The following is a 23,308-nucleotide window of genomic DNA, read 5'->3' as shown; positions in this document are numbered from 1 at the left end:
CCGGGCCACCGCCTTGGCGGTGGCCCAGTTGTCGCCGGTCAGCATCACGACCCGGATGCCCTCGGCCTTGAGGCCAGCCAGCGCCTCCGGCGTCGAGGCCTTCACCGGGTCAGCGATGGCGATGGCACCCGCGACCCTCCCATTGATTCCGGCGAAGATCGCCGTCGCGCCATCCTCGCGCAGCCTGTCGGCCTGTTCGGCCAGGGGAGCGACATCGATGCCGTGCTCGGCCAGGAACTTGGTACTGCCGAGCACGATGCGACGGCCCTCGACCGTGCCGAGCGCGCCCTTGCCGGTGGGCGAGTCGAAATCCGTGACTGGCATCGTCGCGATGCCCTGCTTCCCGGCAGCCGCCACGATGGCGATCGCCAGCGGATGTTCGCTCGCCCGCTCGACGCTCGCCGACAGGCGCAGGACCTCGGCCTCCGTGAAGCCGGAGGCTGGGACGACGACCGTAACCGCAGGCTTGCCCTCGGTGAGCGTCCCGGTCTTGTCGACCACGAGGGTATCGACCTTCTCCATGTGCTCCAGCGCCTCGGCGTTCTTGATCAGGACGCCGGCCTGGGCGCCGCGCCCGACGCCGACCATGATCGACATGGGTGTGGCAAGGCCGAGCGCGCAGGGACAGGCGATGATCAGCACCGCCACGGCCGCCACGAGGCCATAGGAGAGCTGCGGCTCGGGACCCCAGATCGCCCAGGCGATGAAGGCCAGCACGGCCACCCCGATCACCGCCGGCACGAAGTAGCCCGAGACCTGATCGGCCAGACGCTGGATCGGGGCACGGCTGCGCTGGGCCTCCGCCACGAGCTGCACGATCTGCGACAGCATGGTGTCGCGTCCAACCTTCTGGGCCTCGATGACGAGGCCGCCGCTCTGGTTCATGGTGCCGCCGATGACCTTCGCGCCGACGTCCTTGGTGACGGGCATCGACTCGCCCGTCACCATCGATTCGTCGACCGCGCTACGCCCCTCGAGGACGGCCCCGTCCACCGGAACCTTCTCGCCGGGGCGGACCCGCAGGCGGTCGCCGGCCTGCACGGTGTCGAGTTGGACCTCCTGCTCGGTGCCGTCGGATAGGATCCTGCGGGCCGTCTTCGGCGCGAGATCGAGAAGCGCGCGGATCGCCCCGCTCGTCGTCTCGCGGGCCCGCAGTTCGAGCACCTGTCCGAGCAACACCAGCACCGTGATGACGGAGGCCGCCTCGAAGTAAACCGCCACCGATCCGTCATGACCACGGAAGGCGGCCGGGAAGACATCGGGGGCGAGCGTCGCGACCATGCTGTAGACCCAGGCCACTCCGGTGCCCATGGCAATGAGCGTGAACATGTTCAGGTTGCGCGTGACGAGGGACTGCCAACCGCGCACGAAGAAGGGCCAGCCGGCCCAGAGCACGACCGGGGTCGCGAGCAGCATCTGGATCCAGTTCGAGGTCTGCTGGCTGATGTAGTGGCTCAGCCCCGTCAGGTGGCCGCCCATCTCCAGCGCCACCACGGGCACGGTCAGGACAAGGCCGATCCAGAAGCGGCGCGTCATGTCAACGAGCTCGTGGCTCGGGCCCGTCTCGGCGGTGGCCAGGACGGGCTCGAGCGCCATGCCGCAGATCGGGCAGGAGCCGGGACCCACCTGTCGGATCTGAGGGTGCATGGGGCAGGTGTAGATCGTGCCTTCGGGCACGGGTTCGGCCTTCCGGGCCGCTGTCGGCTCGACGTACTTCGCAGGCTCGGCCATGAACTTCGACTGACAGCCGGACGAGCAGAAGTAATACGGCTTGCCCTCGTACCGGGCCCGGTGCGGGGTTTCATTCGGGTCGACCATCATCCCGCAGACCGGATCCTTCACCTTCCCGGCATCCGCCGCAGGTTCAGGATGGTGGTGATGGTGTCCAGCGTAGGCGCCATGATCATGGTGGTGGGCGTGGCCCTCATGACCCTTGATGGCTCGGGTATCGGTCATGGCGGCTCTCCACTTCGCCTCATTGGAATAGGAAGCCTGGGGCTTCCCATGATGGCAAGGTCAAGTGCCCCGCTCCAGGATGAGTGACCGCGACTCTGCCCTTCGTGCACGGATCAAAGCCACTGAGACTAAGCTCGACCGGTTCGAGAGGCAGGCTGTCATGATCCTGGTCTCCACGCTGACGCTTGCCGTGATGACGTACTCGATCCTGTGATGCAGGTGCTGCCTTAAGGCCTGTACCAGGTCCTCTTGTTTCCCTGCCATCTGATCTGTCGTCAGACTATGCGCGTGAACACCTGCTGCCTCCGGCTCTCCTGCAGTCCGTTGTGCGATTGGGCTTCTTGGGGAAGATCAGCCGGACCCGGACGGTTCTTCGGGCAGCCAAGCGATCAAGTCTGTCTTTGATCACCTGAGCTGTCTCAGGATCAATACCCCGGATTGTCTGGATCACCGGAGCCAAGATCTTGAGTTGTTTGAGGTTGGTGATATGTGCATCCTCCAGAGCCTTCCAGGCGTTCATGGGCAGGAGCAGACCGTCGAAGGGATCATCCGGGTTCTGCGACAGGGTTCGGGGCATTGGCACGCCTCTTGGCTGTTGATTGGGGATACGGGATGCGGCGCAGGCTATCGGCCCAGAACGGTTGAGCGGGTGATGTGCGGCCCCACGAAAGAAAGAGACACGAGGAACGAGCTCGTGAACTCTGCCCCGCATCCTCGCAGCTCCTGCGCCTCGCTTCTTTCACACTTCCGGACGGCGGGCTCTGGCAAGACCATCCTCACCGGCAAGCCTCATCAGCTCGGTCAGGCAGCTTCTGGCCCGGTTGACCCGGCTCTTGACGGTGCCGACCGCACAGCCAAGGACTTGGGCCGCTTCCTCATAGGATAACCCGTCCGCGCCCACGAGCAGGAGCGCCTCACGCTGGCCTTCAGGCAGCTTGTGGAGTGCTGCTTCAAGATCACGGATCATGATCCTGTCCTCCTGGTCCGGCAGGGCGACCATGGTCGCGGCATAGGATCCGTCCCCATCCTCGACCTCGCGCAGAGACTTGCGGTGTTCCGAACAGAATTGATTGCGCAGGATGGTGAAGAGCCAGGCCTGGAGGTTCGTGCCGGCCACGAACTGCTCCTGCTTACTGAGGGCTCGCAGCACCGTTTCCTGTACGAGGTCCTCGGCTTGCTCGCCATTTCGCGTGAGCGAGATTGCGAAAGCCCGGAGCGAAGTCACGCTCGTCAAGACACCATCAACAAATGCTTGGTCGACCAACCCAGTACGGGCACGGATAACCTGTGCCACCCGATCGAGAAGCCGGGCAAGATCGGGCGGAAGCTTGTCCCCGGCAGGGTCGCCATACCAAGTCCGCAGTTGATGACCGAGATGCGCTTGAATGCTGCTGTCCAGGACAGCGGAGACCGACGAGCCCACTCGCTGTAAGGGAGGGCGCCGGTCATTCCGAATATCGGTAATCATGTTCGACAGCGTCATCATGGTCGCTCTCCTGCAAAACCAACCTCCCGGACGATGTGGTGCCCGTCCCCTGTCCGGAGGGGGCCGTCACCGGCGCTCCGGGAAAGATCAGCGCGCAATACTGCCCGAGCTCGCGGGAGGAGCCCGCGAGCTGCGGTTTTCACGAACTCAAGGTCACTAGGTCCGTACGGCGTCAGCCGAGCTGTGTTGGCTCTACCGATGACAGCAGCAGGTTCTTCGTCAGCGGGGCTTGGTGGCGTTGCGCACCGTGTCCTTGATGCCGCCGACAGCGTTCTGCGCCTGACCTGTTGCCTTCTCGGCAGACCCTTCAGCCTGGGTCTTGCTATCGCCTGTGATCTTGCCAATGGCTTCCTTGACGGAGCCCTTGGTCTTCTTCGCGCTGCCTGCAACCCGATCCTTGTCCATGAGAGCCTCTAGGTTAGGATGATGTGCACGTGACAACCAGTACGTCCACCCGTCTTATCACGGCTGCTAACCCATTCAAATCATTAAAGTTCATCAATTTTTTCAGTGGTTATTCCGCACTACTCGACCCGGTTTTCCTGCACCTCTTTTTTCGCGTCTTCGGGAGCTTGGCCGCAACACCCTCGCTCCCGATTCCACGCTCCCGGGCCCACACGACCAGGGCGCTGCGCCGGTTGACTCCAAGCTTCTGGTACAGGGACGCGATGTGGTTGCGCACGGTGTTGCGGGCGAGCTTGAGCTCTGTCCCGATCTCAGGGTCGCTCTTGCCCTGGCAGACGAGGGTGAGCACCTCGCGTTCTCGCGGCGTCAGATCGGCCACACTGGCGGCGACCTGTGCCGGTGACTGTCCTGGCCGGGGCGGGTGGCGCAAGGCAGCGAGCTTCTCGACCACGCCGCGGCTGAACCAGGACGCGTCCGCCATCACCGCCTCGATGGCTTTGACGAGTTCCTCCTCCGAGCGCCGGCGGGCAGTGATGTCCAGGAACGAGCACAGGACGCACGTGCGATCGCTCAGCGTGATGGTCTCGGCCGAAATCAGGCAGTTGATAATGCCGCCGCCTTTCACCCGCAGGCAGGCCTCGAAGTCCCTGACGCTGCCTGCTTTGGCGAGTTCGGTTTCGAAGTGGCGGCGTTCCTCGTCATCGACCCATAGACCGATGTCGTCTGCGGGGTAGCCGACCACGTCCTGCGCCTGATAGCCCAGCACCCGCGTGAAGGCCTCATTCACCTCAATGAACCGATGATCGTCGGCAGTGGTGATAGTGGTGGGCACGGGAGCCAGGCGAAAAGCCTTGGCGAAGCGCTCCTCGGACTGGCGCAACGCCGTCTCAGCCTTCCGGCGCGGCTCCAGGTCCGCGAAGGTGAACAACATGCAGGGCTCCTCGCCGACCTCAATCGGCTGCCCGGCCACCACCACCTGGCGTCCTCCGGGATCGCTCGGCACGGTGAGACACGCTTCCATCTGCGGGATGGTCTCGCCCGCGCGCAGCCGCTCGAGCGCGAGGCTGCGGCGCTCGGCCCGTTCCAGCACGTCAATCTCATAGACGCTCCGACCCAGCACGTCCTCGCGTTTGTAGCCGGTGAGTTCCAGGAAGCCCTCGTTCACCTTCACGAAGCGCAGATCGGTGATGCGGCAGATCGTGGCGGGCGCCGGATTGGCCGCGAAAGCCCGCTCGAAGCGGTGCTCGGCCTCGGTCTGTCCGCTGACGTCATGAACAATGAGCACGAGACAATCGGGATCGCCCGCATGATCGGTGATGACGAGGCTGCGAATGCGGTGTGTCCGATCCCGGTCCTGATTGGATTTGTGCGCCACCACGACCAGGACATCGTCGAAGGCCTCGCCGGCCACAACGCGGTCGATGGGATAGCGGCCATGGTCGAGCAGATGGCTGCTCTGATGGCGCAGCACGAAGTTCTTGCGGTATTCATCGACAGTCCGGCCGAGCTCATCGAGAGTCGTGACTCCATGCATCTCGAGAGCGGCCTCGTTGGCATAGGTGATGGTCTGATCCGGCTCAACCAGCATCACGCCCTCGGTGAGGCCGGCAATGATCTGCTCCAGTTGCGAGCGGTCCGGCGCTTGATGACTCGAACCATTATCGACCTTGTCAGTAACCTGATCAGCGGCAATGGCGGTGCCCCTGGAAGTTGAACGCCGGAGATTGGCCCGTCCCGTGCCTGCGCCTGTCTTTGCCATCCGATGGCTGGCTCCGCCCTTTCATACCCCCGGGTTCAACGGAGCCCGACGCCGCGGGTTTCACGCAGTACGGCCGTGAGCTGCCGCGCCGCTTGATACTTGTTCGACTACCTTGAAGCGGCGGAACGCGGATCCCTGGGTGCCTGACACAGCCCGGACGGCAGGTCGAGCCTATCCATTGGGATCCAACACGGGGCGTTTGAGCGCCGGCATGTTTGTGCATGCCAGGGCTCCCGGCGCGAGAGCCGGGAGCGTGTGCATCAGAGCCTGCCGATGCTCAGGCCGCGCGGTTGAACCGCTGCGCTGTTTTGTCGGCCTGCACTGTGGCGGTTTTGGTCGCCTCGTCAGCGATCTGGAGCGTGAGTTCGGCGAGACGCCGGCTGTTCTCGAGCGTCTGCTCCAGGTTATCGCGCAGGAGAGAGCTCTGCACCTCGACGAGGTCGGTCATCGAGCGGCAGCGGGCCAGAGCCTGCAAGCCGTCGAGGTTGCGTTGCAGGCGCTGCTGGCTGCGTTCGACCACCTCGCGCGACACCTCCTGCAACCCACGGGTCAGGACGGTGCTGGATTGTGCTACAGCGCGCAGGTTGTGTGCAGCCTCCTCCGTCAGCCCCTGGACCTCACCCTCAGGCCGGCCAGCCATCGGCAGGGTCTGCCCCGTCGAACGGCGGGCCAGCTCCGAGAACACCCCGAAGCTGTTGAATACCGCCTCCTGCATGGCTTGGGCCATGGTCTGGGCGCCTTCGACGCCGGCGCGCAGAGTGTCGGCCACGTCCTCTGTTACCCGTTGAACCGCCTCGACCTGTTCACGGCTGCGCCGCGCCTCAGCTCGTCTGGTCTCATCAATGGTCGCCATCTCGTCCTCTACTGTCTCGGCTATGGCGTCGGCTTCCTCGTCGCTCAGCACCTCAAGCACGGCGGGAAGCAGTTCCTTTCGATCGTCCCGGATGTGCTGCTGGAAGGCTCGTCTGAGCTCCGTCACCTTGCCGAGGAACTCAGGACCGTTCTTGGGCATGCGCTCCAGTTCGCCCAGAAGCGCTGCCGTTTGCTGGTTGTCGTTGGTGGCCTCTCGCACGAGATCCTGCATGCCGTGCCGGGTCAGCACGGGAAACAGGTGCTCCTCCTGCAAGGAGGCGAGAAGCTCCAGTTCTTCCTTGAGGTCGGCCAAGAGCCGCTCCCGGGTTTTCACCGCATTGTCGGAGGTGGCGAGGAGCTTGTCGAAGAGCTCGTTCGCCCTGTCGGGCGGAGCCTGGCTGAATCGTCTGGTCGTCGTCATTGTCCCTCGCATGCTGTCGAAGTGAAGGGGCAAGCTCCAGCTTGGCCCGTGGCCTGTGACACCGGTATGTCGATGAACGCGAACCGCATGACACATGACGCTAGAACTGAGGGGGCAGTACCCGTGCTTGCCGTCGGGCTACTTGTCTGAGGTCTACTTGCTACTGATGTTTGAGGGCGCTCGTCCCTAAGTTCGGCCGCGCAAGGCGACCCGTTCTTGATCTTATTGATTCAGGTTAAGTGACGACCGCGCCGGAGGTTCCGAGCAATCCCGGCCAGCAATGCGGACAAGACCGCGCACGCTGTTGGCGGGACTGATGCTTGAAGACCCCGTCCACTCTGGACCGATGGCGTCTTACCTGGTCCGGCTCCCGAACTGTCCAGTTTTGGCGGAGTTGATTCTATGGTCGTATCTCAGACCATGTGGAGGAGACACATGCACAAGCTCGCGTTTGCTACGGTCCTATGTCTCTTGGCCGGTGCCTGCGCCACCCGGCAACAGACCACCAGCACAGCCGTTGGCGCCACCGCCGGTGCGGTGGTTGGCGGACCGGTCGGGGCCGTGGTTGGCGCTGGGGCCGGTGCGGTGGCTGGCGCGCCGGGCGGCGTCGTGGACGAGGTCCAAGCGGACAACCGACGCCGGCGCGTCGTACGGCGGCGCTAGTCCCATCAGCTATGGAGAGGCCCCGCGGTCGCGGGGCCTCTCCGACCTTGGCTCGTGGACTCGGAAACTCATTGAACGAGGTGATGGGCTTTGTACGGCCCTTTCAGCAAACCGAGTGAAACAGATACGAGCCGTTGGTTGCGGTCGAGACGTGTGCTGTGTCAGCGTCGAACCCGGACAAAGCGCCGATATCGAGTGACTGGCCGTATTTCCAGCGATCCTCGGGGACGAAAGCCGGAACCGGCACGTTCTCGGGCACGGCGCAGTATAGGCCCGCTGCGTACGTGCGTCGGAAGAGGTTGCAGGTGCGCATCGGTGAAGCTTCTCACTCTTTTCTGATGGCCGGCGGGTGTTAGAGGTCTCATGGAGTGTGAACCCATGGGGACTTTCATCCATGGGTGGCGTCCGGGATCAGCAGACCGTTCGAGTCCCTGACAGGCTGGACCACCCGAACCATCCCCGGCCCGCCGGGTTAATCACCAGGGCTGGGCAAAGGGCTGCCCCCTCAGGGGGAGGTTGGTTCTCAACCTTGTTCTTCCCGCTCTTGTCGTGAACCATCTTTGGGATCATCCGTGGATTGAGATCGGCCCCACTAATGTTCTATCACGCCAGAGCGTCCGGGTAGGTGCCGGGCAGCAGGCGATGGTACACGCGCCGGATTTTGCCATAGCACTCGCACGCCGCTCCTTCGAGACCCACCCGGTTGGCCACAGTGATGCTGCCACGGCCCTGGCGGATCAGTCCTGCCGTCTGGAGCGAATGCAGGACAGTGCTGACCGTGGAGCGCTGCACCCCCAGCATCTCGGCCAGGAACTCGTGCGTGAGCGGCAGGGTGTCCCTCCCCACCCGATCCTGCATCCTGAGAAGCCACCGGCAGCAGCGCGCTTCGACCGGGTGAACCGCGTTGCAGGACACCCTTTGAAAGGTCTGGGCCATGAAGGCCTCGCCATAGTTCATAACCAACTGCCGCAGCTTGGGGCGGGCGTTCCGTACCTCGTTCAGGCGCTCGATTGAAATGCGCGAGGCGGTGCCAGCTATTTGCACGACATAGCGCCCGAAGGCCTCCCGCGTGACGAACGCACTCAGAAGGCCCAACACCCCCTCGCGCCCGAAGACAGCCACCTCCGTGGTAGTGCCATTCTCCAAGGGGTTGATGAGCGAGATGACGGCATCATGCGGGAAGTAGACATGGCTCATGGTGCTACCCGTGTCATAGAGCACCTGCCCGCGGAACAGATCGACCATTTCGAGATAAGGCTCAAGAAGCGCAAAGTCCTCGCCTTCGAGCGCTGCCAGAAGCCCATTGGCGCGATAATCCACCGTGAGGTCCGTGGGTAGAGTTCCTTGAGGCCGCATCATCGCTCGTCGGCAGGGTCGGCGTGTTCCTCGACCATCCGTTCAATGGACTGCGCGAGCTCGGCTTCGGCTTGGCTCAAGGCCTGCGAGCGGGCGATTTCGGTGCGCGTCTGCTTGATCGCCTGCGTGGCCCGCTCAATCGTGTCCTCAACCGCTTCGTCGATCGGTTTCTTGTTCTCGTTAACCATGGTCTTTGGCTACAGGTTCAATAAGGCCAAACCCGGGCAGTATGAGCCTTGATAGCTGCGCCACCTCGCCTGTGTCCTGCTCCATAAATGCGTTTCTGCGACTTATGCGGATGATCGTCTCAATCGCGAAGAAGCGGTTTCCACCCCCTGACCTGCCGATCAGAGCAGAAGCGCGGTGGATCGCCAAAGAGCTGCCAATAGCTGACACCTGCCTGAGGGCTGCTCGTCCAAAACCCCGCAGTCAGCGGGAGAGCAGGTGGGGTCTCGTCCTCGATCATCCAGAGGATGATCGGTGTTCCGTCGCGTGGTGCAAGATGGACTGGCATCCAGTCGGCCGTTTCGTTCATGGCTCTCGATATCGATAGCTCGAGCGATACCCAATGCGGTACTTCACCTCTTCCTTGTATTCGCCGCTGCGTTCCCACTTCCGCTCGATCTTGCAACGACCATCGTCGTATTCCTCGTTGAAAGCCCGACGCTCGCACCGGGGACGCTCATAGCCATAGCCGTACCCCGCACGCCATCTGATTGTATCTCCGGTTCCTGCTCAGCTATCGCGACGTAGAAGAGCTCTTGGCTGAGCGCGGGCGCGATGGATGATGAAGCCGATCATGCCGAGGGTAAGCAGGAAGGTCGTGGCGTAGAAACGCAGCAGGCTGCGCTTCTCCTTCTCGCAATAGACCACGTTCAGGGCATCGAAGAGGGCTGCCACCCCCGAGTTCGCGCTCCACAGCGCCACCAGAAAGCCGACGATGAAGGCGACGCCGAGCGTGTCATTGCCCTGGGTGACGATCAGCGAAATCTGCTCCCCGATGAGTTCAAGCACCCCTCCGGGTAGAATGCCCGCGAGCAGGGACAGGTGGTCCCGGATCGTGCTGACATCGGCGAAGAGCCCGTACAGGGACACGATGGTGGCAATCGCCGGAAAGACCGCCAGCAGGGCGAAGAACGCGACACCGCCCGAGGTGGACAGGATGCGGTCGTCCGAGATCTCCCACAGCACGCGCCAAAGGATGTCCTTCCAGCCACGCGCCGGGATCTCCCCAGGGGTGTCCGCCTCGCGTCCCCGGCCGGGTTGCCGGGCATGGGCGAGATCGTCCGGGAGCACGCCGGGGCTGGCCTCCTCTTCGACTTTGGAGCGCCAGTCTTCGCCATGTTCGTTCATGGAAGCACCGTTGAGGTCCAGCGGAGGATGAGTTCGACAGGCCCTTGCCCCGTCAGCGCTACGCTGCAGGCCTTCTCGCGTTAACCCCGAGACCGGGCTCCTGGCTCCTTTGCATCAGGGGAAAGGCGTGGCGCCTTGAAATGGCGAAGAACTGTTGTGGACTGCCGCCGTCTTCCAGGCGTGGGCCTCGCTCGTGGCGCTCGGGATCGCCTGGGACGCGCACCTGAAGTTCAGGAGCCTCTTGGACACCCCGCACCATGACGAGTGGGACATGGCGCCTGTCTGGGACCGGCGAAGCCATCGCTGGCAGGGCATCGGGCTGGTGACGTTTGGCAGCGCGATCCTCTTTTTTGTCACCTGGGTCGTCGATTGGACCGTTATCTGAGGAACAGCGCTGAGGTTCCAGGGCCTCCTGCGCAGATCGCCGGCGTCGTCGAAGGGGCGAGCCGCCGCTTGTCGGCGGGAGGAGCCGCGGTCCTTCTCCACTTCCATGCCGCTCGCCTCGAACTCGGCCCCGATCAGCATGATCGTGACGGACAGCCAGATCCACAGCATGGACCCGATCATGGCGCCCACTGACCCGTACAGCTCATCCAGGGTCCCAAGCCACGCCATGGCCCACGAGAACAGCAGCGAGGCGCAGACCCAAAGGATGGAGGCGGCCGCGCTCCCGAACGCGATCCAGCGCCAGTCCACGGTGTCCCGGCTCGGTCCGAACCGATAGACGACCGCAAGCGCCACCCCGACCACGATGAGGATGGCAGGTCAGCGGAGCAGATCGAGGATGTGCTCCGTCGTCGCCTCAAGACCCACCACCCGCAGAAGGTCGGGAAACAGCACCACCGCAGCGATGGCGAAGAACAGGAAGGCGACGCCTCCGATGGTGAAGGCGAGCGAGGTCATGATGAACTTCAGGAACCCGCGCGTGTCCTTGCGGCCATAAACCGTGTTCAGGCCGCGAAACAGCGCCTTCGTGCCCCGGTTGATGCTCGCCAGGAGCGTGGCCGCCCCGACAACCGAGGCCGCGCCGAGCTGCTCGGCGTCGGCGGCGCCATTCGTCACCATGGACCTGATCTGGCGGGAGATGACCCGGACCGCATAGTCCGGAAGCACGCTCGGCAGGGTTCCCTGAAGGACATCTCCAGCCTTGGGCCGGCAAACAGGCTGTAGAGCCCGACGATGGCCGCGATGCCCGGAAAGACGGCGAGAGCCACGAAGAATGCCACGCCCGAGGCAATGGTGGTGATGTCGTCATCGTAAGCGCGATGGCCGGTGCGCATGAGGATGCGAAACAGACGGTGGATGGGTGCCTCACATGGCTGCTGGCCTATGCCGCCGTGATGGCACGTCCAACGTGCATCACGGCGGCGATCAGCACGGGGATGACCGGTCCGTCATCATCGCATCCTTTCGCGGGCATGGGCCGGGATCGACTGACACCCTGCGGCAATTCCCGGCGGGCCGTTGCGCAGTCCTGCGCGTGACAAAACCGCTCCGGGACAAGGCAGGTTCCTGGCCGCCCCTGGACCGTCAGGGATCGATTTCCTCGCGTGTGCGCCCGGGCCGCGGCCGGTAGCGCGGCAGGGACCAGTCCCACCGCAGCGCGGCAGCCCGGATCGCGAACGCGGCCAGGAAGCCGCCGGCCAGCGCAAATTCGCGCGGAATGCCCGCCGTGGCCAGGGCGACGAAGATCGCCGCCCCGCCCAGCGCCGCCGATACATAGATCTCGCGGCTGAGGATGACCGGGCTTTCGCCGCCCAGGACATCCCTGACGATGCCGCCGAAGGTGGCGGTGATCACGCCCATGGCGACAGCCACGACAGGGCCAGCCTGGGCCACCAGGGCCTTCTCGGCTCCGGTCACTGCGAACAGGGCCATGCCGATCGCGTCGCACCACAGGAGGAGCTTGAGCCGCGACTGCGGAATGTGAGCGAGGAAGAACGCCGCGCAGGAGACCAGCACGCAGGTGACCAGGTACGCCGGCTCCCGCACCCAGAACACCGGTAGAGCGTTGATGAGCGTGTCGCGGATCGTTCCGCCGCCGATCCCGGTCGCCGTGCCGAGCAGCACGAAGCCGACCAGGTCCATCTGCTTGCGCGAGGCGACCAGCGCGCCGGTGGTCGCGAAGACGACGATCCCGAACCAGTCGAGCAGGGCGGCAAAGGTATCGAACATCTCTCACGTTCCCATCAGGAAGGGGCAGGTCATTGTCATCGGAAGTAGGTGGAGCCGGGAGGGGCATAAGCCTCCCGGGCCGGAATGTCGGCCGGCGCCCCGTCAGCGACGGCGGGAGGCTCCGCATCCGGCGGTTCGGTGCCCGGCTTGAACGCTTCCAGGATGGAGCGTGCGCCGGGCGCACCGCGCTCGCCGGTGTAGGGATCGACGGGAACGAACTTGATGCCGGCCGGGACGCGGAAGGCGGTTCGAGGCTTGCTGGCGAGCGCCTGCTCCAGGAAGGCGCGGACGATGGGCGCGGCGTGCCCAGAGCCGTAGGCGGACTTCCCCAGCGAGCGCGGGCGGTCGTAGCCGAGGAACACGCCGACGGCAAGCTCTGGCGTCGAGCCGACGAACCACAGGTCCTTGGCGTCGTTCGTCGTGCCGGTCGTGCCGGTCTTGCCGGCGATCGGCCGGTCGAAGCCGGAGAACACCCGCGGCAACGTGCGCTCGACGACGCCCTCCAGCAGGGAGGTCACTTGGTACGCGGTCAGCGGATCGATCACCTGTTCCGTGTCGCCGACCAGCCTGGGAGCGCCCTGGTTGCGCCAGGAGGGGGCGGAGCAGCCGGTGCATGCCCGACGGTCATGCCTGAAGATGGTTTTGCCATGCCGGTCCTGGATGTGGTCGATCAGGGTCGGCCGGATGTAGCGGCCGCCGTTGACGAACATCGCATAGGCCGTCGTCATTCGCAGCACCGTCGTCTCGCCGGCCCCCAGCGCCATCGCGAGCAGCGGCGGCAGGTCATCCTGGGCGCCGAGGTGCCGGGCATAGTCGGACACAAGCGGCATCCCGATGTCACGCGTCAGCCTCACCGTCATCACGGTCTTGGAGCGCTCCAGCCCCCTGCGGAGTGTCGACGGACCGTCGTAGCGGCCGTTGTGGTTGCCCCGGGACCACGGTGCCTGTTCGGGGCCTTGGTCGATGGACAGGGGCGCGTCGAGAATGAGGCTGGAGGGCGTGTAGCCGCTGTCCAGGGCCGCCGCGTAGACGATGACCTTGAACGTGGAGCCCGGCTGGCGCATCGCCTGCGTCGCGCGGTTGAACTCGCTCTGGTCGAAGGAGAAGCCGCCGACCATCGCATGGACGCGGCCCGACTGGGGATCCATGGCGACGATGGCACCGGAAATTTCAGGCACCTGGCGCAGCCGATACTCGTTCGATGTTGTCCTGATCGGCTCGACATGGATGACGTCGCCGACGTGCAGGACGTCGCCCACGCGGCTCTTGCCCGTCCAGCGGATTCCCCGGGGCCGTGATCCGTCCCCTGCGGCGGGCCGGCTCGATGGCACCACCATCCCGGTCCGGCCGCAGGCCGATGCGGGCGCCTGTGGATTCGACCGCGAGCACCACGGCCTGTTGCCACGGGCGGATGTCCTCGAACGCCGGCGGTTCGGCGAGCCTCACGCCCCAATCGCCATCGACGGAGGCAAGGCGCGTCCCGGTTCCGCGCCAGCCCCTGGCCTCGTCGAAGCGGACCAGTCCGTCGACGAGGCTCTTGCGGGCGGCCTGCATCTTCGGGTCGAGCGTCGTGCGGACCGAAAGGCCGCCCTCGTAGAGCGCCGCTTCGCCGTAGCGGTTGGCGAGCTCGCGCCGGACCTCCTCGGCGAAGTAGCTCACTTGGGTTTCGCGGGGAAACACCGAGCGAGGATTGACGATAAACGCTTCTTCTATCGCCACGTCGGCCTCGTCCTGCCCGATATAGCCGTTGGCGGCCACCGCTCCAAAACCCAGTTGCGGCGGGCCATCGCCGCCTCGGGCTGGCGGAAGGGATGGTAGTTGTTCGGGCCCTTGGGCAGGGCGGCGAGATAGGCGGCCTCGGCCAGGCTCAGCTCGTGCACGGACTTGTCGAAATAGCCCAGCGCGGCTGCGGCGATGCCGTAGTGGCCCATGCCGAAGTAGATTTCATTGAGGTACAGCTCGAGGATGCGGTCCTTGCTGAAGGCCTCCTCGATGCGGAAGGCAAGGAGGATCTCCTTGATCTTGCGGCTGTAGGTCTGCTCGCGCGACAGCAGGAGGTTCTTGGCCACCTGCTGGGTGATGGTCGAGGCGCCCTGCGGGCGGCCCGCGTCGCTGGCAAGGTTGGCGAGCAGCGCGCGGCCGATGCCCTTGGGATCGATGCCGTTGTGCTCGTAGAAGTGCCGGTCTTCCGCCGACAGGAAGGCGGCGACGATCCGCTGCGGCACGGCCGCCAGGGGAAGGTACAGTCGGTTCTCGCGCGCGTATTCGGCGATGATGCGGCTGTCGGCGGCATGCAGGCGCGTCGTCATCGCGGGCTCATAGCGCGCGAGCTCCGCGTGGTCGGGCAGGTCGGCGGAGAGATTCCAGAGCAGGATTCCGACGGCCAGCAGGCCGCTGACCAGAAGGAGCGAGGCCAAGGCCGTCGCGAAACCGAGGAAGCGGAGAACGAAGCGCATTGCGGGCACCCGAAGTTCATGCGAGTGCGTGCGCTGACGCGACGGCACTCGCTCATGGCGGTGAATGACAGAGGCGATCCCGTCTGCGCACGACCGCATGCGACGGCCCATGCGAAGGGGCAGCCGTCATCACACCCATCACGCGATGCGCGAGGCGTCAGGTCGCAGGCAGGAAACGCGCGGCCCGTCGCGGAGACGGTCCTCGGACGTCGGGGATCGATCGCGGCGCGTCAGCGGCTCAGGGGCGGCCGAAACCGGCGCGATGGATTCCGCTCCAGCCGTCGTGGCAGAGGCGACGCGTCATGGCTTGCGGGTATTCGGGGAAGGTCATTCGTCAGGCTCCATCACGGTCCGCAGGCAGCCCTGCGGAAGGAGCCCCCTCTGTCATTGGCCTGAGAGTTTCGTCGGGATGCGCATGGCAGCCGCGACTTTCACCGTGGGCGGGAGCAGGATGCTCCACTTTTCAGAGTGTTGAGCAAGGTAGCGGTCCCTGTGCCTGAGAGTTTCCGGGGCAGTTGCTCCTTCGGCGGCCAGCGCGCTGGCTCTCTCCCGCTCATTGCTAAGCTCAATCTAGCTTGGTTTATGGCAGAATTGTGTTGTTCAGGGGTGCGGTCAGACTCCTACGGACAACCCGGCCCGCACCGTTCGGTCTTCGGCATAGGCATCCAGCACCGTGACGCTCGTGCCCACGGGCACCCGGCGGTGCAGGTCGACGATGTCCTGGTTGAACAGCCGGATGCACCCGCTGGAGATCGAATGGCCAATGGTGTCGGGCTCATGCGTGCCGTGGATGCGGTAGAGCGTGTCACGCCCGTCCCGGTACAGGTACAGCGCCCGCGCGCCCAGCGGATTCGCGAGGCCGCCGTCCACGCCGCCGCCATAGGGACCGTAGCGCTCCGGCTCGAGCTTGATCATGTTGGGCGTGGGCGTCCAGCGCGGCCACGCGGCCTTGCGCCCGACCACGGCACTGCCCTGATAGTCGAAGCCGGCCTTGCCGACGCCGCAGCCGTAGCGCAGCGCCGTCCCGTTCTCCTGGACGAGGTAGAGGAACCGACGCGAGGGATCCACGACGATGCTTCCGGGCTGTTCCGGCCCCTGGAAGGGAACGACCTGCCGGACGTATTGCGGAGGGACCCGGCTGACATCGACGGCCGGCACCAGGTACGGCTCATCGGAGAGGGCGGTGTACATCGCCGCCACGGCAGGGTCGATGGCAGGCATCGGTGGAAGGGACGGGCAGCCGGCCGAGACGCAGGCCGTTCGGCGTTGCCCGTTCGCATCAACGTCGGAGTGCCGGCCCCGGGACGAACCCGACGGACAGTTGCCATGGGTCGGGAAACGCGTCCCTTGGACGGCGGGCGGAATTCATGCACGGAACGAGCGCATGGCCACAGGCGGCATGCGAACCCTTAAGGATAGCCTCTGGTGCGAGCTTGAACTTACCCTGCGGACAAGCGTTGCCATAATGCCATGAACACACGCCTTCTCATGCAACGCATGCTGTTCCGGAACGGACTTCTTCAAACGGGCCCGTGAGCCCGCGGTGGCGCGGCAGCGCCGCCCCGGGTCGGTTATCCATTCCCTGTTCTCCGGAAGCACGAGGCGGCCCGCACAGCCTGGGCCGGCATTGATGATGGCACCCACCATGATGGCATCCCTGATCACGCCTGCGCGTGTGATTTCGCGCCTGAGCGCACGCGACGCCCGGCACGTCGTCGACGAACTCACCGGCATTGCGGCGGACGACCTGGCACTGGATCATGAGGTTGTCCGCGATGCGGTTCTGGAACGCGGCAAGACGTCCTGCTTTGGCTTCGGGCGCGGCGTCGCCATTCCCCATGCCGCGATCCCTGGTCTTGAGCGACCCGTCGGCGTCTTCGCGCGGCTCAGGCCTGCGCAAGACTTCGGCGCCGCGGACGCCATCCCGGCCGATCTTGTGTTCCTGCTGCTGAGCCCGGGCGGCGACGATCCCACACATCTGCGGGCATTGGCCTGCGTGGCGCGCCGGTTGCGCGACCACGAGGTTGCAGCGTGTCTTGGATCCGCGAAGCATGCGGAGGCCATCCACATCGTGCTGACGAGCGACACGTGGCGTGAGCCCGGTAAGGATCCTGAAACCGGACATTCCGCCACACTGCACCTGAGAGGTTTGACAAACGGGTCAATGTAAACCAGCTTAAGGGCACTATGTTGAGCTTCGCACGATACCGTCGCGGCCTGCACCGGGCAGGCAACCTCATCGCGGGCAAGTAGCCCCGAACTCGACGTGCATCCGCACCCGAGTTCGGGGGAGCGCAGGATCCCTACACCTTCGGATATCTTGTGAGGCCGGGTGCTGGCGCATCCGGTGCGGCGGTATGCTTCAACACTTCTTCAAACTTGTGTTCCGCGCGGCGGAGCGAAAACCCGTTCAAGCTGAAGGCCAACATCGCGGCCTGCGGATGGACGAAGCGCGTCCCAAACCCGAATTCGTGGCGCAGGTGCTCAGGTCAGCACTCGCCCAGAAGCACACTGAAAGCAGAGGAGGCCGTGTCGTGCATCAGTCCCCGTACGAGCCGTCATCGAAGCCTGCATCACGAGATGCGGAGCAGCCGGATGAGAAGGTTATGCGGCTGATGCCGCGGCGGCGCCCCACGACGGAGCAGGTCCCAAACCCGCCAACACACGATGACGACAATGATCCCGGCCCGTCGGCAGCCTGAACCCTGCCATCATGCTCAACAGAACAGGAGACATGCCATGACCAGAAAAACCGTCGGCGGCGCCAAGCCCCGCATCATCATGACCGCCGCCGACCACGAGAAGCTCTCGGTTCTCGCCAACGCGGCCGCGCACACGATGCCCGAGGTTGCAGCCGCACTTACGGAGGAACTCGACCGCGCGCATGTCCTTCCCACGGGCCGCCATCCCGTCGAGACCGTCTGCATGGGCTGCGAGGTCGATTTCCGCGACGACATGACAGGACGAGTGCAGACAGTGACCCTCGTTTATCCGCAGGAGGCCGACATCTCGAAGGGCAGGATCTCGGTGCTCACGCCCATCGGAACCGCCCTGATCGGACTTCCCGTCGGCAAGTCGATTGACTGGACCACGCGCACCGGGGAGACGAAGCGCCTGACGGTGCTGAGGGTGTGCGAACCAGCCGTCCTGGACCCCCAGCCCATGTAGGCGCGCATGCCCTGAAACGGTGGCCGAGGCATCCGAGACGAGGAGGATCGCAATGAACGCCAAACTGCCACCCGTCATGGTGACGCCCCATGACCATCAGCGCCTGATGCGGACGGCTCAAGAACTCGCGGAGCAAGTCCACCCGCTTGCGTTGCCTCTCCTGCGGGAACTCCACAGGGCTATCCTTTGCTCCCCGGATCGGCTCCCGGACAATGTCGTGACGCTCAACACGTTCGTGACATACCGGCTCGCGGATGGAGGTCAGGTCGAAAAGCGGGCCCTCATTCATCCGGAGGACTGCATGTGGCCGCCTGCCGAGGTGTCCGTCCTGACGCCGCTGGGCATGTCCCTTCTCGGGCTTCGGCCCGGAGACCGGATCCCGTTGATCGGATCGGACGGACCGATGGATACATGTGTCGAAGTCGAGGACGTCGGACCGAGGGTCACGGGTGCGTTCGTGCCGATCAGGGTCTAGCAGGGCGATCCGGCAATGCGGGTTCTGCTGACGCGTCCGCAGGCGCAATCGAAGGAGCCTGGGGCCGTCCTCGAGGGGCAAGGCATCGAGTGGCTCGGAGAGCCATTGCTCAGGATCGTGCCGGTTCCATGGGATCCAGGCGTCCTCTCGGGCAAGCTCCGGGCCACCCGGCGAGGTTCAGGCTTCCGCTGGACTCCGATCATGCTCCTGTTGGGCAAATTGCCCGAACACGGTCTGCCCACCTCATCCTCCTGCCTCACGCCGCCGCTTGTGATGTGCAAGCCGGCGTCACCGGTCATCGCTGAGGCCGCCGTTCCGGGAAGTGACGGCGCCGGGTGACCTGCCGCCGTCCTGCCGCCGATGTTGACGCGGTTCCGCACGGACACTTGAACACTCACTCCCGAACATTGTGACCGTCAGGGTGCCGTGGGAATCCCGAGCGAATGACTGCTTGGTAGACAAGGAAGCAGGCCAGGACGAGCACGATGGAAGAAAGCACTTGGTTCATCATTTCAGGCGCTCCAACCATGATCCGGTCAGCCCGGGACAGCCGTTCGTCAGGAGTCCGCCTCCCACCTGTCCGTCCATCGCCAGTGCCGCATGGATCCCATTGGGCAATACGAACGGCCTTGGTGACGCAACCGCCTGGAGCAACTTCATGACAGCTCCCTCCATGGTTCGACGAAGCGTCCATGTGGCTGATAGAGCACGCGCAGCAGCGTGAGGCTGCGCCATCCCTTGGGCGTTCGCCACGTGATCGACTGGCCCTCGCGCAGGCCGATCAACGCCGCGCCTTCCGGCGACAGCACGGAGACGCTGTCTCCTTCCCCATCATCCTCATCGGGGTAAACAAGGGTCGCGCGGCGGACATCCCAGGTGACGTCATCGCGGAACTCCAGCCGCGAGTGCATCGTGGCCACGGAGGATGGAATGGCGCGTGGCGTCACAATCGTGGCCCGGATCAACTCGTTGGCAAGCATCGCCGCCGCAGGCCGGTCCTGCTGACTGTTCAAGCCGAACGATGCGAGAAACGCGAGGCGGTCGTAGTCGCTTGTCGAGATCGTCACGGGCGGAAGGCTTTCTTGCTTGATCATTGTGTCTCCCACTTGCCTCAAGCCCACGTGATGCTGCCAGGAGTGCGCTCGACCGTCGGACCGTCGTCCAGAAAGCGAAGGCCGATGCCCTCCACGAACACCTCATGGACCTCGCCATCGTCTACGAACGACATGCAGTCGCCGACGCGCAAACCGAGGAGCGCCGTTCCCAGAGGCGTCGTCACGGAGATCTCCGCGCCAGGCCAGATCAGGTCTTCGGGATGGACGAGCAGGTGCGCACGCGACTTCAGTTCGTCATCGATGCGGTAGATCACGCGGCAGTTCGTCGAGACGACATCCTCCGGCAGCGCCGCCGGATGGCAAACCTTCGCGCGACGCAACTCCTTGAGCAGGAAGTCGGACGCCCGGCGGTTGTGCTTCTGCCGGATCATCGCAGTGAACAGCAGGCGGTTGTAGTCGTTGGCCGCGAGGGTGATCGGGGGGAGCTCGTGCCGTGTGTTCATGAAAACCTCCTCGAAACGGTCAACTGCCGGACGCGCAGGCGCGCGTTCCCGCAGGGTGGACGGACGTGGCGGGCCAGCACGCGCCGGAACGGCGCATGCGACAGCTCAACGATTGTGAGAGAGATTTGATGCCCCGGAGCGCCAGCGACCACAGCGGGTCAAACCGGCTCCTGGGGCTTACCTGCCTGCTTTGAGGCAACCCGCGTGCGCCAGAAGGCGAAGATTTTTCACGAGCGTAATCATGACACTAACAAGATAGCTCCATTGCCCACGAATGCAAGGTTGCGGGCGACGCAGACGCTTACACGAAGGGAGTAGGGACCCTGCGAGGACAGCAGCGGGCTGCGGCTGTTCCGGATCGACGCAGCCTTCCCCGAGATGTTGCGCTCCGGAGCGGAAGCCGCCATTAAGGCTACTTAACGACAACCTACCTCATCTGCATCACCGACACAGGAGTGAGATCAATTGCATGCAGCCTCCATGCTGGACCAGGCCCTGACACGCCTCGACGAAGCAGCCCGGCACCTCGACCTCGACGCGGACGTTCTCGAAAAATTGAAGTATCCGCGTGAGACCACGAAGGTCCGTCTGATGATCCGCATGGACGACGGCTCGCGCAAATCCTTCATGGCATGGCGTTGCCGCTATGACGACACCCGCGGCCCGACCAAGGGCGGCATCCGCTTCCATCCGGATTCGACGATGGAGGAAGTTGAGACGCTCGCCTTCTGGATGACCTTCAAGTGCGCGGTGATGAACCTGCCGTATGGCGGCGGCAAGGGCGCCGTCCAGGTCGATCCCCACACCCTCTCGAAAGCTGAGTTGGAGCGCCTTTCGCGCGCTTACGTGCAGGCCTTCTCCAAGATCATTGGGCCTGACCGGGACATTCCTGCGCCCGACGTTTACACCAACTCGATGATCATGGGTTGGATGGCCGACGAATACGCCTCCATCGTCGGCGAGGCGACGCCGGCGGTGATCACCGGCAAGCCGATTGCCCTTGGCGGCTCGCTCGGGCGTGACGACGCGACGGCCCGCGGCGGCTACTATCTCGTCCAGCGCCTGGCGAGCAAGCTCGGATTGGAGCCAGGGTCACGGGTTGCGATCCAGGGCTTCGGCAATGCCGGCCAGCATATCGCGCGCCTGTTGGCCGCCGACGGCTACAGCATCGTGGCGGTCTCCGACTCGAAGGGTGCGATCCATTGCCCGTCGGGCCTCGACATCGGCAAGCTGCTTGCAGCCAAGGGGAAGGGGAGTGTCACGAATCTTGCCGGGGCCGATGGCATCTCCGCTCTTCCGGCTGATGATCTCGTTTCGGTCGATTGCGAGCTGCTCGTTCCGGCCGCCTTGGAGGACATGATCCACGTGGGCAACGCCGCCAGCGTGAAGGCTCGCGTCGTTCTCGAACTCGCCAACGGCCCGGTCACACCCGAAGCCGACGAGATCCTGGCCACCAAGAACATTGTCGTTCTTCCGGACATTCTGGCGAATGCGGGCGGTGTCACCGTCTCGTACTTCGAGTGGGTGCAGAACCGGCAGGGCTACTACTGGCCCGTCGAGGACGTGCATGCGCGGCTGAAATCGATGATGGAACGGGAAGGGGACGCCATCTGGGCGCTCGCCCGGGAGGAGGGCATCACCCTGCGCAGCGCCGCCTACGTGCATGCGCTCTCGCGGCTCGCGGGCGCCATCGAGGCGCACGGCACGCAGCAGTTCTTCACGAGCTGACCTCCGGAACGACACCATCATGAAACCACCGCCCCGATTGCGGGGCGCGGGTGATCTGCGGCGTCAAAACGGCGCCGTGGTCAGCCTGCCGCACGCCCTGTCGAAGCTCGGATTCTGCTCCCGCACGCAAGCCGAAGCCCTGATCACGGAGGGGCGTATGGTAACGGCGAGCGGTATTGGACTTGAACGGCACGGCAGAAATCCAGGATCGGGAGGACACGGACCTCCCATGCCATTCCGATCCGGCCGCGAAATCGCCCATTCCTGCAACAAAGCGGTGGTCCTTGCTACCGAATGCCGGATCACCCTGTGGTGTCGGCAGTGGGCCCGTCGGCCTTGCGCCGGGCCGCCCGCCTCGAGAGCATGTTGAGGCCCTCGACCAGGGCCGAGAACGCCATGGCGGCGTAGATGTAGCCCTTCGGCACGTGCGCCCCGAAGCCCTCGGCGATCAGGGTCATGCCGATCATCAGCAGGAAGCCCAGCGCCAGCATCACCACCGTCGGGTTGGCGTTGATGAAGTTGGCGAGCGGGTTGGCCGCCACAAGCATCACCGTCACGGCGACGATGACCGCGATCACCATGATCGCCACCACGTCGGTCATGCCCACCGCCGTGATGATGCTGTCGAGGGAGAACACGAGGTCCAGCAGCAGGATCTGGCCGATGGCCGCCCCGAACGTCATGGTCGCCCTCGGCGTGTCGAAGATGTCGTCGTTCGGGGTGGGGTCGACGTTGTGGTGGATCTCCTTCGTGGCCTTCCAGACCAGGAAGAGGCCGCCGCCGATCAGGATCAGGTCGCGCCAGGAGAAGGCATGGCCGAACACGGTGAAGATCGGTTCCGTCAGGGTGACGATGATGGCGATGGTGCCGAGCAGCCCCAGGCGCAGGATCAGGGCAAGGCCGATGCCGATGCGGCGCGCCCTCGAGCGCTGATGCTCGGGCAGCTTGTTGGTGAGAATCGAGATGAAGATAAGGTTGTCGATGCCGAGCACCACCTCCATCACGACGAGCGTGGCGAGGGCGATCAGGGCGGTCGGGTCTGAAATCCAGGAAAAGTCCATGCGGGATGTCCTCTCACGGCTATGTCAGGGGCGACGTCAGGCACCCGGGAACGGATGGAGGACGGACGCTAGGCCATCATGGGAGCGAGCGCGGTGACGGCCATGAGGCCGACGAGGGCGACGACGACGGTACGTTGAAGCAAGGGAGTCTCCTTTGTCTCGGGGAGCGAAGGCATGTGCAGGCTTCGGACCCTCGCATTGACGGTCCGAAGCCTGCCGCTCAAGGCGCTGGTCACTCTTCCCGCTGCCCGGTGAGGCTGAGCAGGAGCTGGAACAGGTTGACGAAGTTCAGGTAGAGCGAGAGCGCGCCGAACACTGCCATCTTGCCGTTGGCCTCGTGCCCGAAGCCCCCGGCGTATTGCTCCTTGATCGCCTGCGTGTCGTAGGCGGTGAGTCCCGTGAACACGAGCACACCGATGATCGAGATCGCGAACTG

The 23,308-nt window shown here is 64.7% G+C and carries 25 protein-coding genes, 3 pseudogenes and 1 riboswitch; of the genes and pseudogenes, 8 read left to right on the top strand and 20 right to left on the bottom strand.

The window, feature by feature from the left end:
- Window positions 1–1,956 (bottom strand): heavy metal translocating P-type ATPase (locus AA309_RS30700; RefSeq protein ID WP_047192816.1); only part of this gene is annotated, 1,956 nt, incomplete at its 3' end.
- A 79-nt stretch (window positions 1,957–2,035) separates the two neighbouring features.
- Between AA309_RS30700 and AA309_RS37365 the strand changes: the two genes are divergently transcribed.
- Window positions 2,036–2,170, top strand: coding sequence for a hypothetical protein (locus AA309_RS37365; RefSeq protein WP_280136945.1), 135 nt, complete (start codon window positions 2,036–2,038; stop codon window positions 2,168–2,170).
- Between the two features lie 66 nt (window positions 2,171–2,236).
- On the opposite strand, the gene AA309_RS30695 is transcribed toward AA309_RS37365, so the two are convergent.
- From AA309_RS30695 to AA309_RS35585, 5 genes are all read right to left on the bottom strand, one after another.
- Window positions 2,237–2,533: a hypothetical protein gene (locus tag AA309_RS30695; protein ID WP_047192815.1), complete on the bottom strand. Its 297-nt coding sequence runs from the start codon at window positions 2,531–2,533 to the stop codon at window positions 2,237–2,239.
- A gap of 162 nt (window positions 2,534–2,695) precedes the next feature.
- The gene (locus AA309_RS30690) at window positions 2,696–3,442 is read right to left on the bottom strand and encodes a sigma-70 family RNA polymerase sigma factor (RefSeq protein WP_244470555.1); all 747 of its coding nucleotides are present in this window, start codon (window positions 3,440–3,442) and stop codon (window positions 2,696–2,698) included.
- Window positions 3,443–3,661: 219 nt separating this feature from the next.
- Window positions 3,662–3,847, bottom strand: coding sequence for a CsbD family protein (locus AA309_RS30685; protein ID WP_047192814.1), 186 nt, complete (start codon window positions 3,845–3,847; stop codon window positions 3,662–3,664).
- Window positions 3,848–3,956: 109 nt separating this feature from the next.
- Entirely contained in the window at window positions 3,957–5,606 is a 1,650-nt protein-coding gene (locus AA309_RS30680) for a helix-turn-helix transcriptional regulator (RefSeq protein WP_084731853.1), read from the bottom strand.
- A gap of 277 nt (window positions 5,607–5,883) precedes the next feature.
- Complete coding sequence (locus AA309_RS35585) at window positions 5,884–6,879, bottom strand: phasin family protein (RefSeq protein WP_052955125.1); 996 nt, start codon at window positions 6,877–6,879, stop codon at window positions 5,884–5,886.
- Window positions 6,880–7,314: 435 nt separating this feature from the next.
- Here AA309_RS35585 and AA309_RS35580 point away from each other — a divergent pair, with 435 nt between their 5' ends.
- Window positions 7,315–7,542 carry a hypothetical protein gene (locus AA309_RS35580; protein WP_047192813.1) on the top strand — a complete coding sequence of 76 codons (228 nt, stop codon included), beginning with the start codon at window positions 7,315–7,317 and terminating at the stop codon, window positions 7,540–7,542.
- A gap of 103 nt (window positions 7,543–7,645) precedes the next feature.
- On the opposite strand, the gene AA309_RS30665 is transcribed toward AA309_RS35580, so the two are convergent.
- From AA309_RS30665 to AA309_RS30620, 10 genes and pseudogenes are all read right to left on the bottom strand, one after another.
- Window positions 7,646–7,855 (bottom strand): hypothetical protein, encoded by a 210-nt coding sequence (locus AA309_RS30665; protein WP_047192812.1) that lies wholly within the window; start codon window positions 7,853–7,855, stop codon window positions 7,646–7,648.
- Window positions 7,856–8,145: 290 nt separating this feature from the next.
- Entirely contained in the window at window positions 8,146–8,901 is a 756-nt protein-coding gene (locus tag AA309_RS30660; protein ID WP_244470554.1) for a Crp/Fnr family transcriptional regulator, read from the bottom strand.
- Complete coding sequence (locus tag AA309_RS30655) at window positions 8,898–9,086, bottom strand: hypothetical protein (protein WP_047192811.1); 189 nt, start codon at window positions 9,084–9,086, stop codon at window positions 8,898–8,900. Before AA309_RS30655 ends, AA309_RS30660 begins: the two co-directional genes overlap by 4 nt.
- 119 nt (window positions 9,087–9,205) lie before the next feature.
- Complete coding sequence (locus AA309_RS30650) at window positions 9,206–9,433, bottom strand: hypothetical protein (protein ID WP_047191531.1); 228 nt, start codon at window positions 9,431–9,433, stop codon at window positions 9,206–9,208.
- Complete coding sequence (locus AA309_RS38005; protein ID WP_150117858.1) at window positions 9,430–9,615, bottom strand: hypothetical protein; 186 nt, start codon at window positions 9,613–9,615, stop codon at window positions 9,430–9,432. Before AA309_RS38005 ends, AA309_RS30650 begins: the two co-directional genes overlap by 4 nt.
- Window positions 9,616–9,633: 18 nt before the next feature.
- Window positions 9,634–10,251 (bottom strand): YihY/virulence factor BrkB family protein, encoded by a 618-nt coding sequence (locus AA309_RS30645; RefSeq protein WP_052955122.1) that lies wholly within the window; start codon window positions 10,249–10,251, stop codon window positions 9,634–9,636.
- A gap of 114 nt (window positions 10,252–10,365) precedes the next feature.
- Window positions 10,366–11,472: pseudogene (locus AA309_RS37040) on the bottom strand (YihY/virulence factor BrkB family protein).
- A gap of 309 nt (window positions 11,473–11,781) precedes the next feature.
- A complete protein-coding gene (locus tag AA309_RS30630) occupies window positions 11,782–12,426 on the bottom strand; it encodes a trimeric intracellular cation channel family protein (RefSeq protein WP_047192809.1) in 645 nt (214 codons plus the stop codon).
- A gap of 35 nt (window positions 12,427–12,461) precedes the next feature.
- Window positions 12,462–14,882, bottom strand: a pseudogene (locus AA309_RS30625) (penicillin-binding protein 1A).
- 474 nt (window positions 14,883–15,356) lie between these two features.
- A riboswitch (glycine riboswitch) is annotated at window positions 15,357–15,444 on the bottom strand.
- 50 nt (window positions 15,445–15,494) lie between these two features.
- Entirely contained in the window at window positions 15,495–16,073 is a 579-nt protein-coding gene (locus tag AA309_RS30620; protein WP_342027997.1) for a L,D-transpeptidase, read from the bottom strand.
- 454 nt (window positions 16,074–16,527) lie between these two features.
- On the opposite strand from AA309_RS30620, the gene AA309_RS30615 reads away from it, so the two are divergent.
- The 4 genes from AA309_RS30615 (at window position 16,528) to AA309_RS37035 (ending at window position 18,864) form a co-directional block, all read left to right on the top strand.
- Window positions 16,528–17,052: a PTS sugar transporter subunit IIA gene (locus AA309_RS30615; RefSeq protein ID WP_160310582.1), complete on the top strand. Its 525-nt coding sequence runs from the start codon at window positions 16,528–16,530 to the stop codon at window positions 17,050–17,052.
- Between the two features lie 569 nt (window positions 17,053–17,621).
- Window positions 17,622–18,050: a nucleoside diphosphate kinase regulator gene (gene rnk, locus AA309_RS30605; RefSeq protein WP_047192807.1), complete on the top strand. Its 429-nt coding sequence runs from the start codon at window positions 17,622–17,624 to the stop codon at window positions 18,048–18,050.
- A gap of 52 nt (window positions 18,051–18,102) precedes the next feature.
- Entirely contained in the window at window positions 18,103–18,525 is a 423-nt protein-coding gene (locus tag AA309_RS30600; protein WP_047192806.1) for a GreA/GreB family elongation factor, read from the top strand.
- Window positions 18,526–18,540: 15 nt separating this feature from the next.
- Complete coding sequence (locus AA309_RS37035) at window positions 18,541–18,864, top strand: hypothetical protein (RefSeq protein WP_047192805.1); 324 nt, start codon at window positions 18,541–18,543, stop codon at window positions 18,862–18,864.
- 317 nt (window positions 18,865–19,181) lie between these two features.
- On the opposite strand, the gene rnk (AA309_RS30590) is transcribed toward AA309_RS37035, so the two are convergent.
- Entirely contained in the window at window positions 19,182–19,619 is a 438-nt protein-coding gene (rnk, locus tag AA309_RS30590; RefSeq protein ID WP_047192804.1) for a nucleoside diphosphate kinase regulator, read from the bottom strand.
- A 17-nt stretch (window positions 19,620–19,636) separates the two neighbouring features.
- Complete coding sequence (locus AA309_RS30585; protein WP_047192803.1) at window positions 19,637–20,083, bottom strand: GreA/GreB family elongation factor; 447 nt, start codon at window positions 20,081–20,083, stop codon at window positions 19,637–19,639.
- A 480-nt stretch (window positions 20,084–20,563) separates the two neighbouring features.
- On the opposite strand from AA309_RS30585, the gene AA309_RS30580 reads away from it, so the two are divergent.
- Window positions 20,564–21,811 carry a Glu/Leu/Phe/Val family dehydrogenase gene (locus AA309_RS30580; RefSeq protein WP_047192802.1) on the top strand — a complete coding sequence of 416 codons (1,248 nt, stop codon included), beginning with the start codon at window positions 20,564–20,566 and terminating at the stop codon, window positions 21,809–21,811.
- A gap of 19 nt (window positions 21,812–21,830) precedes the next feature.
- Window positions 21,831–21,971 (top strand): annotated as a pseudogene (locus AA309_RS37030) (pseudouridine synthase); the annotation flags it as partial.
- 142 nt (window positions 21,972–22,113) lie between these two features.
- On the opposite strand, the gene AA309_RS30570 reads toward AA309_RS37030, so the two are convergent.
- Together AA309_RS30570 and AA309_RS30565 are read right to left on the bottom strand one after the other, a co-directional pair.
- Window positions 22,114–22,872 carry a TerC family protein gene (locus AA309_RS30570; protein ID WP_047192800.1) on the bottom strand — a complete coding sequence of 253 codons (759 nt, stop codon included), beginning with the start codon at window positions 22,870–22,872 and terminating at the stop codon, window positions 22,114–22,116.
- Window positions 22,873–23,104: 232 nt separating this feature from the next.
- Window positions 23,105–23,308 (bottom strand): Bax inhibitor-1 family protein (locus AA309_RS30565; RefSeq protein WP_047192799.1); only part of this gene is annotated, 204 nt, incomplete at its 5' end.

It is taken from the genome of Microvirga vignae (genome assembly GCF_001017175.1).
Classification (GTDB): domain Bacteria; phylum Pseudomonadota; class Alphaproteobacteria; order Rhizobiales; family Beijerinckiaceae; genus Microvirga; species Microvirga vignae.
This window is presented reverse-complemented; position numbering and strand designations above follow the sequence as displayed.

Bases quoted from the DNA above. Each gene is read 5' to 3' on its own strand.
- AA309_RS30660 (WP_244470554.1), bottom strand. From the start codon at position 8,901: ATGATGCGGCCTCAAGGAACTCTACCCACGGACCTCACGGTGGATTAT.
- AA309_RS30665 (WP_047192812.1), bottom strand. From the start codon at position 7,855: ATGCGCACCTGCAACCTCTTCCGACGCACGTACGCAGCGGGCCTATAC.
- AA309_RS30620 (WP_342027997.1), bottom strand. From the start codon at position 16,073: ATGTACACCGCCCTCTCCGATGAGCCGTACCTGGTGCCGGCCGTCGAT.
- AA309_RS30615 (WP_160310582.1), top strand. From the start codon at position 16,528: ATGATGGCATCCCTGATCACGCCTGCGCGTGTGATTTCGCGCCTGAGC.
- AA309_RS35580 (WP_047192813.1), top strand. From the start codon at position 7,315: ATGCACAAGCTCGCGTTTGCTACGGTCCTATGTCTCTTGGCCGGTGCC.
- AA309_RS37035 (WP_047192805.1), top strand. From the start codon at position 18,541: ATGCGGGTTCTGCTGACGCGTCCGCAGGCGCAATCGAAGGAGCCTGGG.
- rnk (WP_047192807.1), top strand. From the start codon at position 17,622: ATGACCAGAAAAACCGTCGGCGGCGCCAAGCCCCGCATCATCATGACC.
- AA309_RS30695 (WP_047192815.1), bottom strand. From the start codon at position 2,533: ATGCCCCGAACCCTGTCGCAGAACCCGGATGATCCCTTCGACGGTCTG.
- AA309_RS30580 (WP_047192802.1), top strand. From the start codon at position 20,564: ATGCTGGACCAGGCCCTGACACGCCTCGACGAAGCAGCCCGGCACCTC.
- AA309_RS30570 (WP_047192800.1), bottom strand. From the start codon at position 22,872: ATGGACTTTTCCTGGATTTCAGACCCGACCGCCCTGATCGCCCTCGCC.
- AA309_RS37365 (WP_280136945.1), top strand. From the start codon at position 2,036: ATGAGTGACCGCGACTCTGCCCTTCGTGCACGGATCAAAGCCACTGAG.
- AA309_RS30685 (WP_047192814.1), bottom strand. From the start codon at position 3,847: ATGGACAAGGATCGGGTTGCAGGCAGCGCGAAGAAGACCAAGGGCTCC.
- AA309_RS30645 (WP_052955122.1), bottom strand. From the start codon at position 10,251: ATGAACGAACATGGCGAAGACTGGCGCTCCAAAGTCGAAGAGGAGGCC.
- AA309_RS30600 (WP_047192806.1), top strand. From the start codon at position 18,103: ATGAACGCCAAACTGCCACCCGTCATGGTGACGCCCCATGACCATCAG.
- AA309_RS30690 (WP_244470555.1), bottom strand. From the start codon at position 3,442: ATGATGACGCTGTCGAACATGATTACCGATATTCGGAATGACCGGCGC.
- AA309_RS30680 (WP_084731853.1), bottom strand. From the start codon at position 5,606: ATGGCAAAGACAGGCGCAGGCACGGGACGGGCCAATCTCCGGCGTTCA.
- rnk (WP_047192804.1), bottom strand. From the start codon at position 19,619: ATGATCAAGCAAGAAAGCCTTCCGCCCGTGACGATCTCGACAAGCGAC.
- AA309_RS30655 (WP_047192811.1), bottom strand. From the start codon at position 9,086: ATGGTTAACGAGAACAAGAAACCGATCGACGAAGCGGTTGAGGACACG.
- AA309_RS30630 (WP_047192809.1), bottom strand. From the start codon at position 12,426: ATGTTCGATACCTTTGCCGCCCTGCTCGACTGGTTCGGGATCGTCGTC.
- AA309_RS30585 (WP_047192803.1), bottom strand. From the start codon at position 20,083: ATGAACACACGGCACGAGCTCCCCCCGATCACCCTCGCGGCCAACGAC.
- AA309_RS30650 (WP_047191531.1), bottom strand. From the start codon at position 9,433: ATGAACGAAACGGCCGACTGGATGCCAGTCCATCTTGCACCACGCGAC.
- AA309_RS35585 (WP_052955125.1), bottom strand. From the start codon at position 6,879: ATGACGACGACCAGACGATTCAGCCAGGCTCCGCCCGACAGGGCGAAC.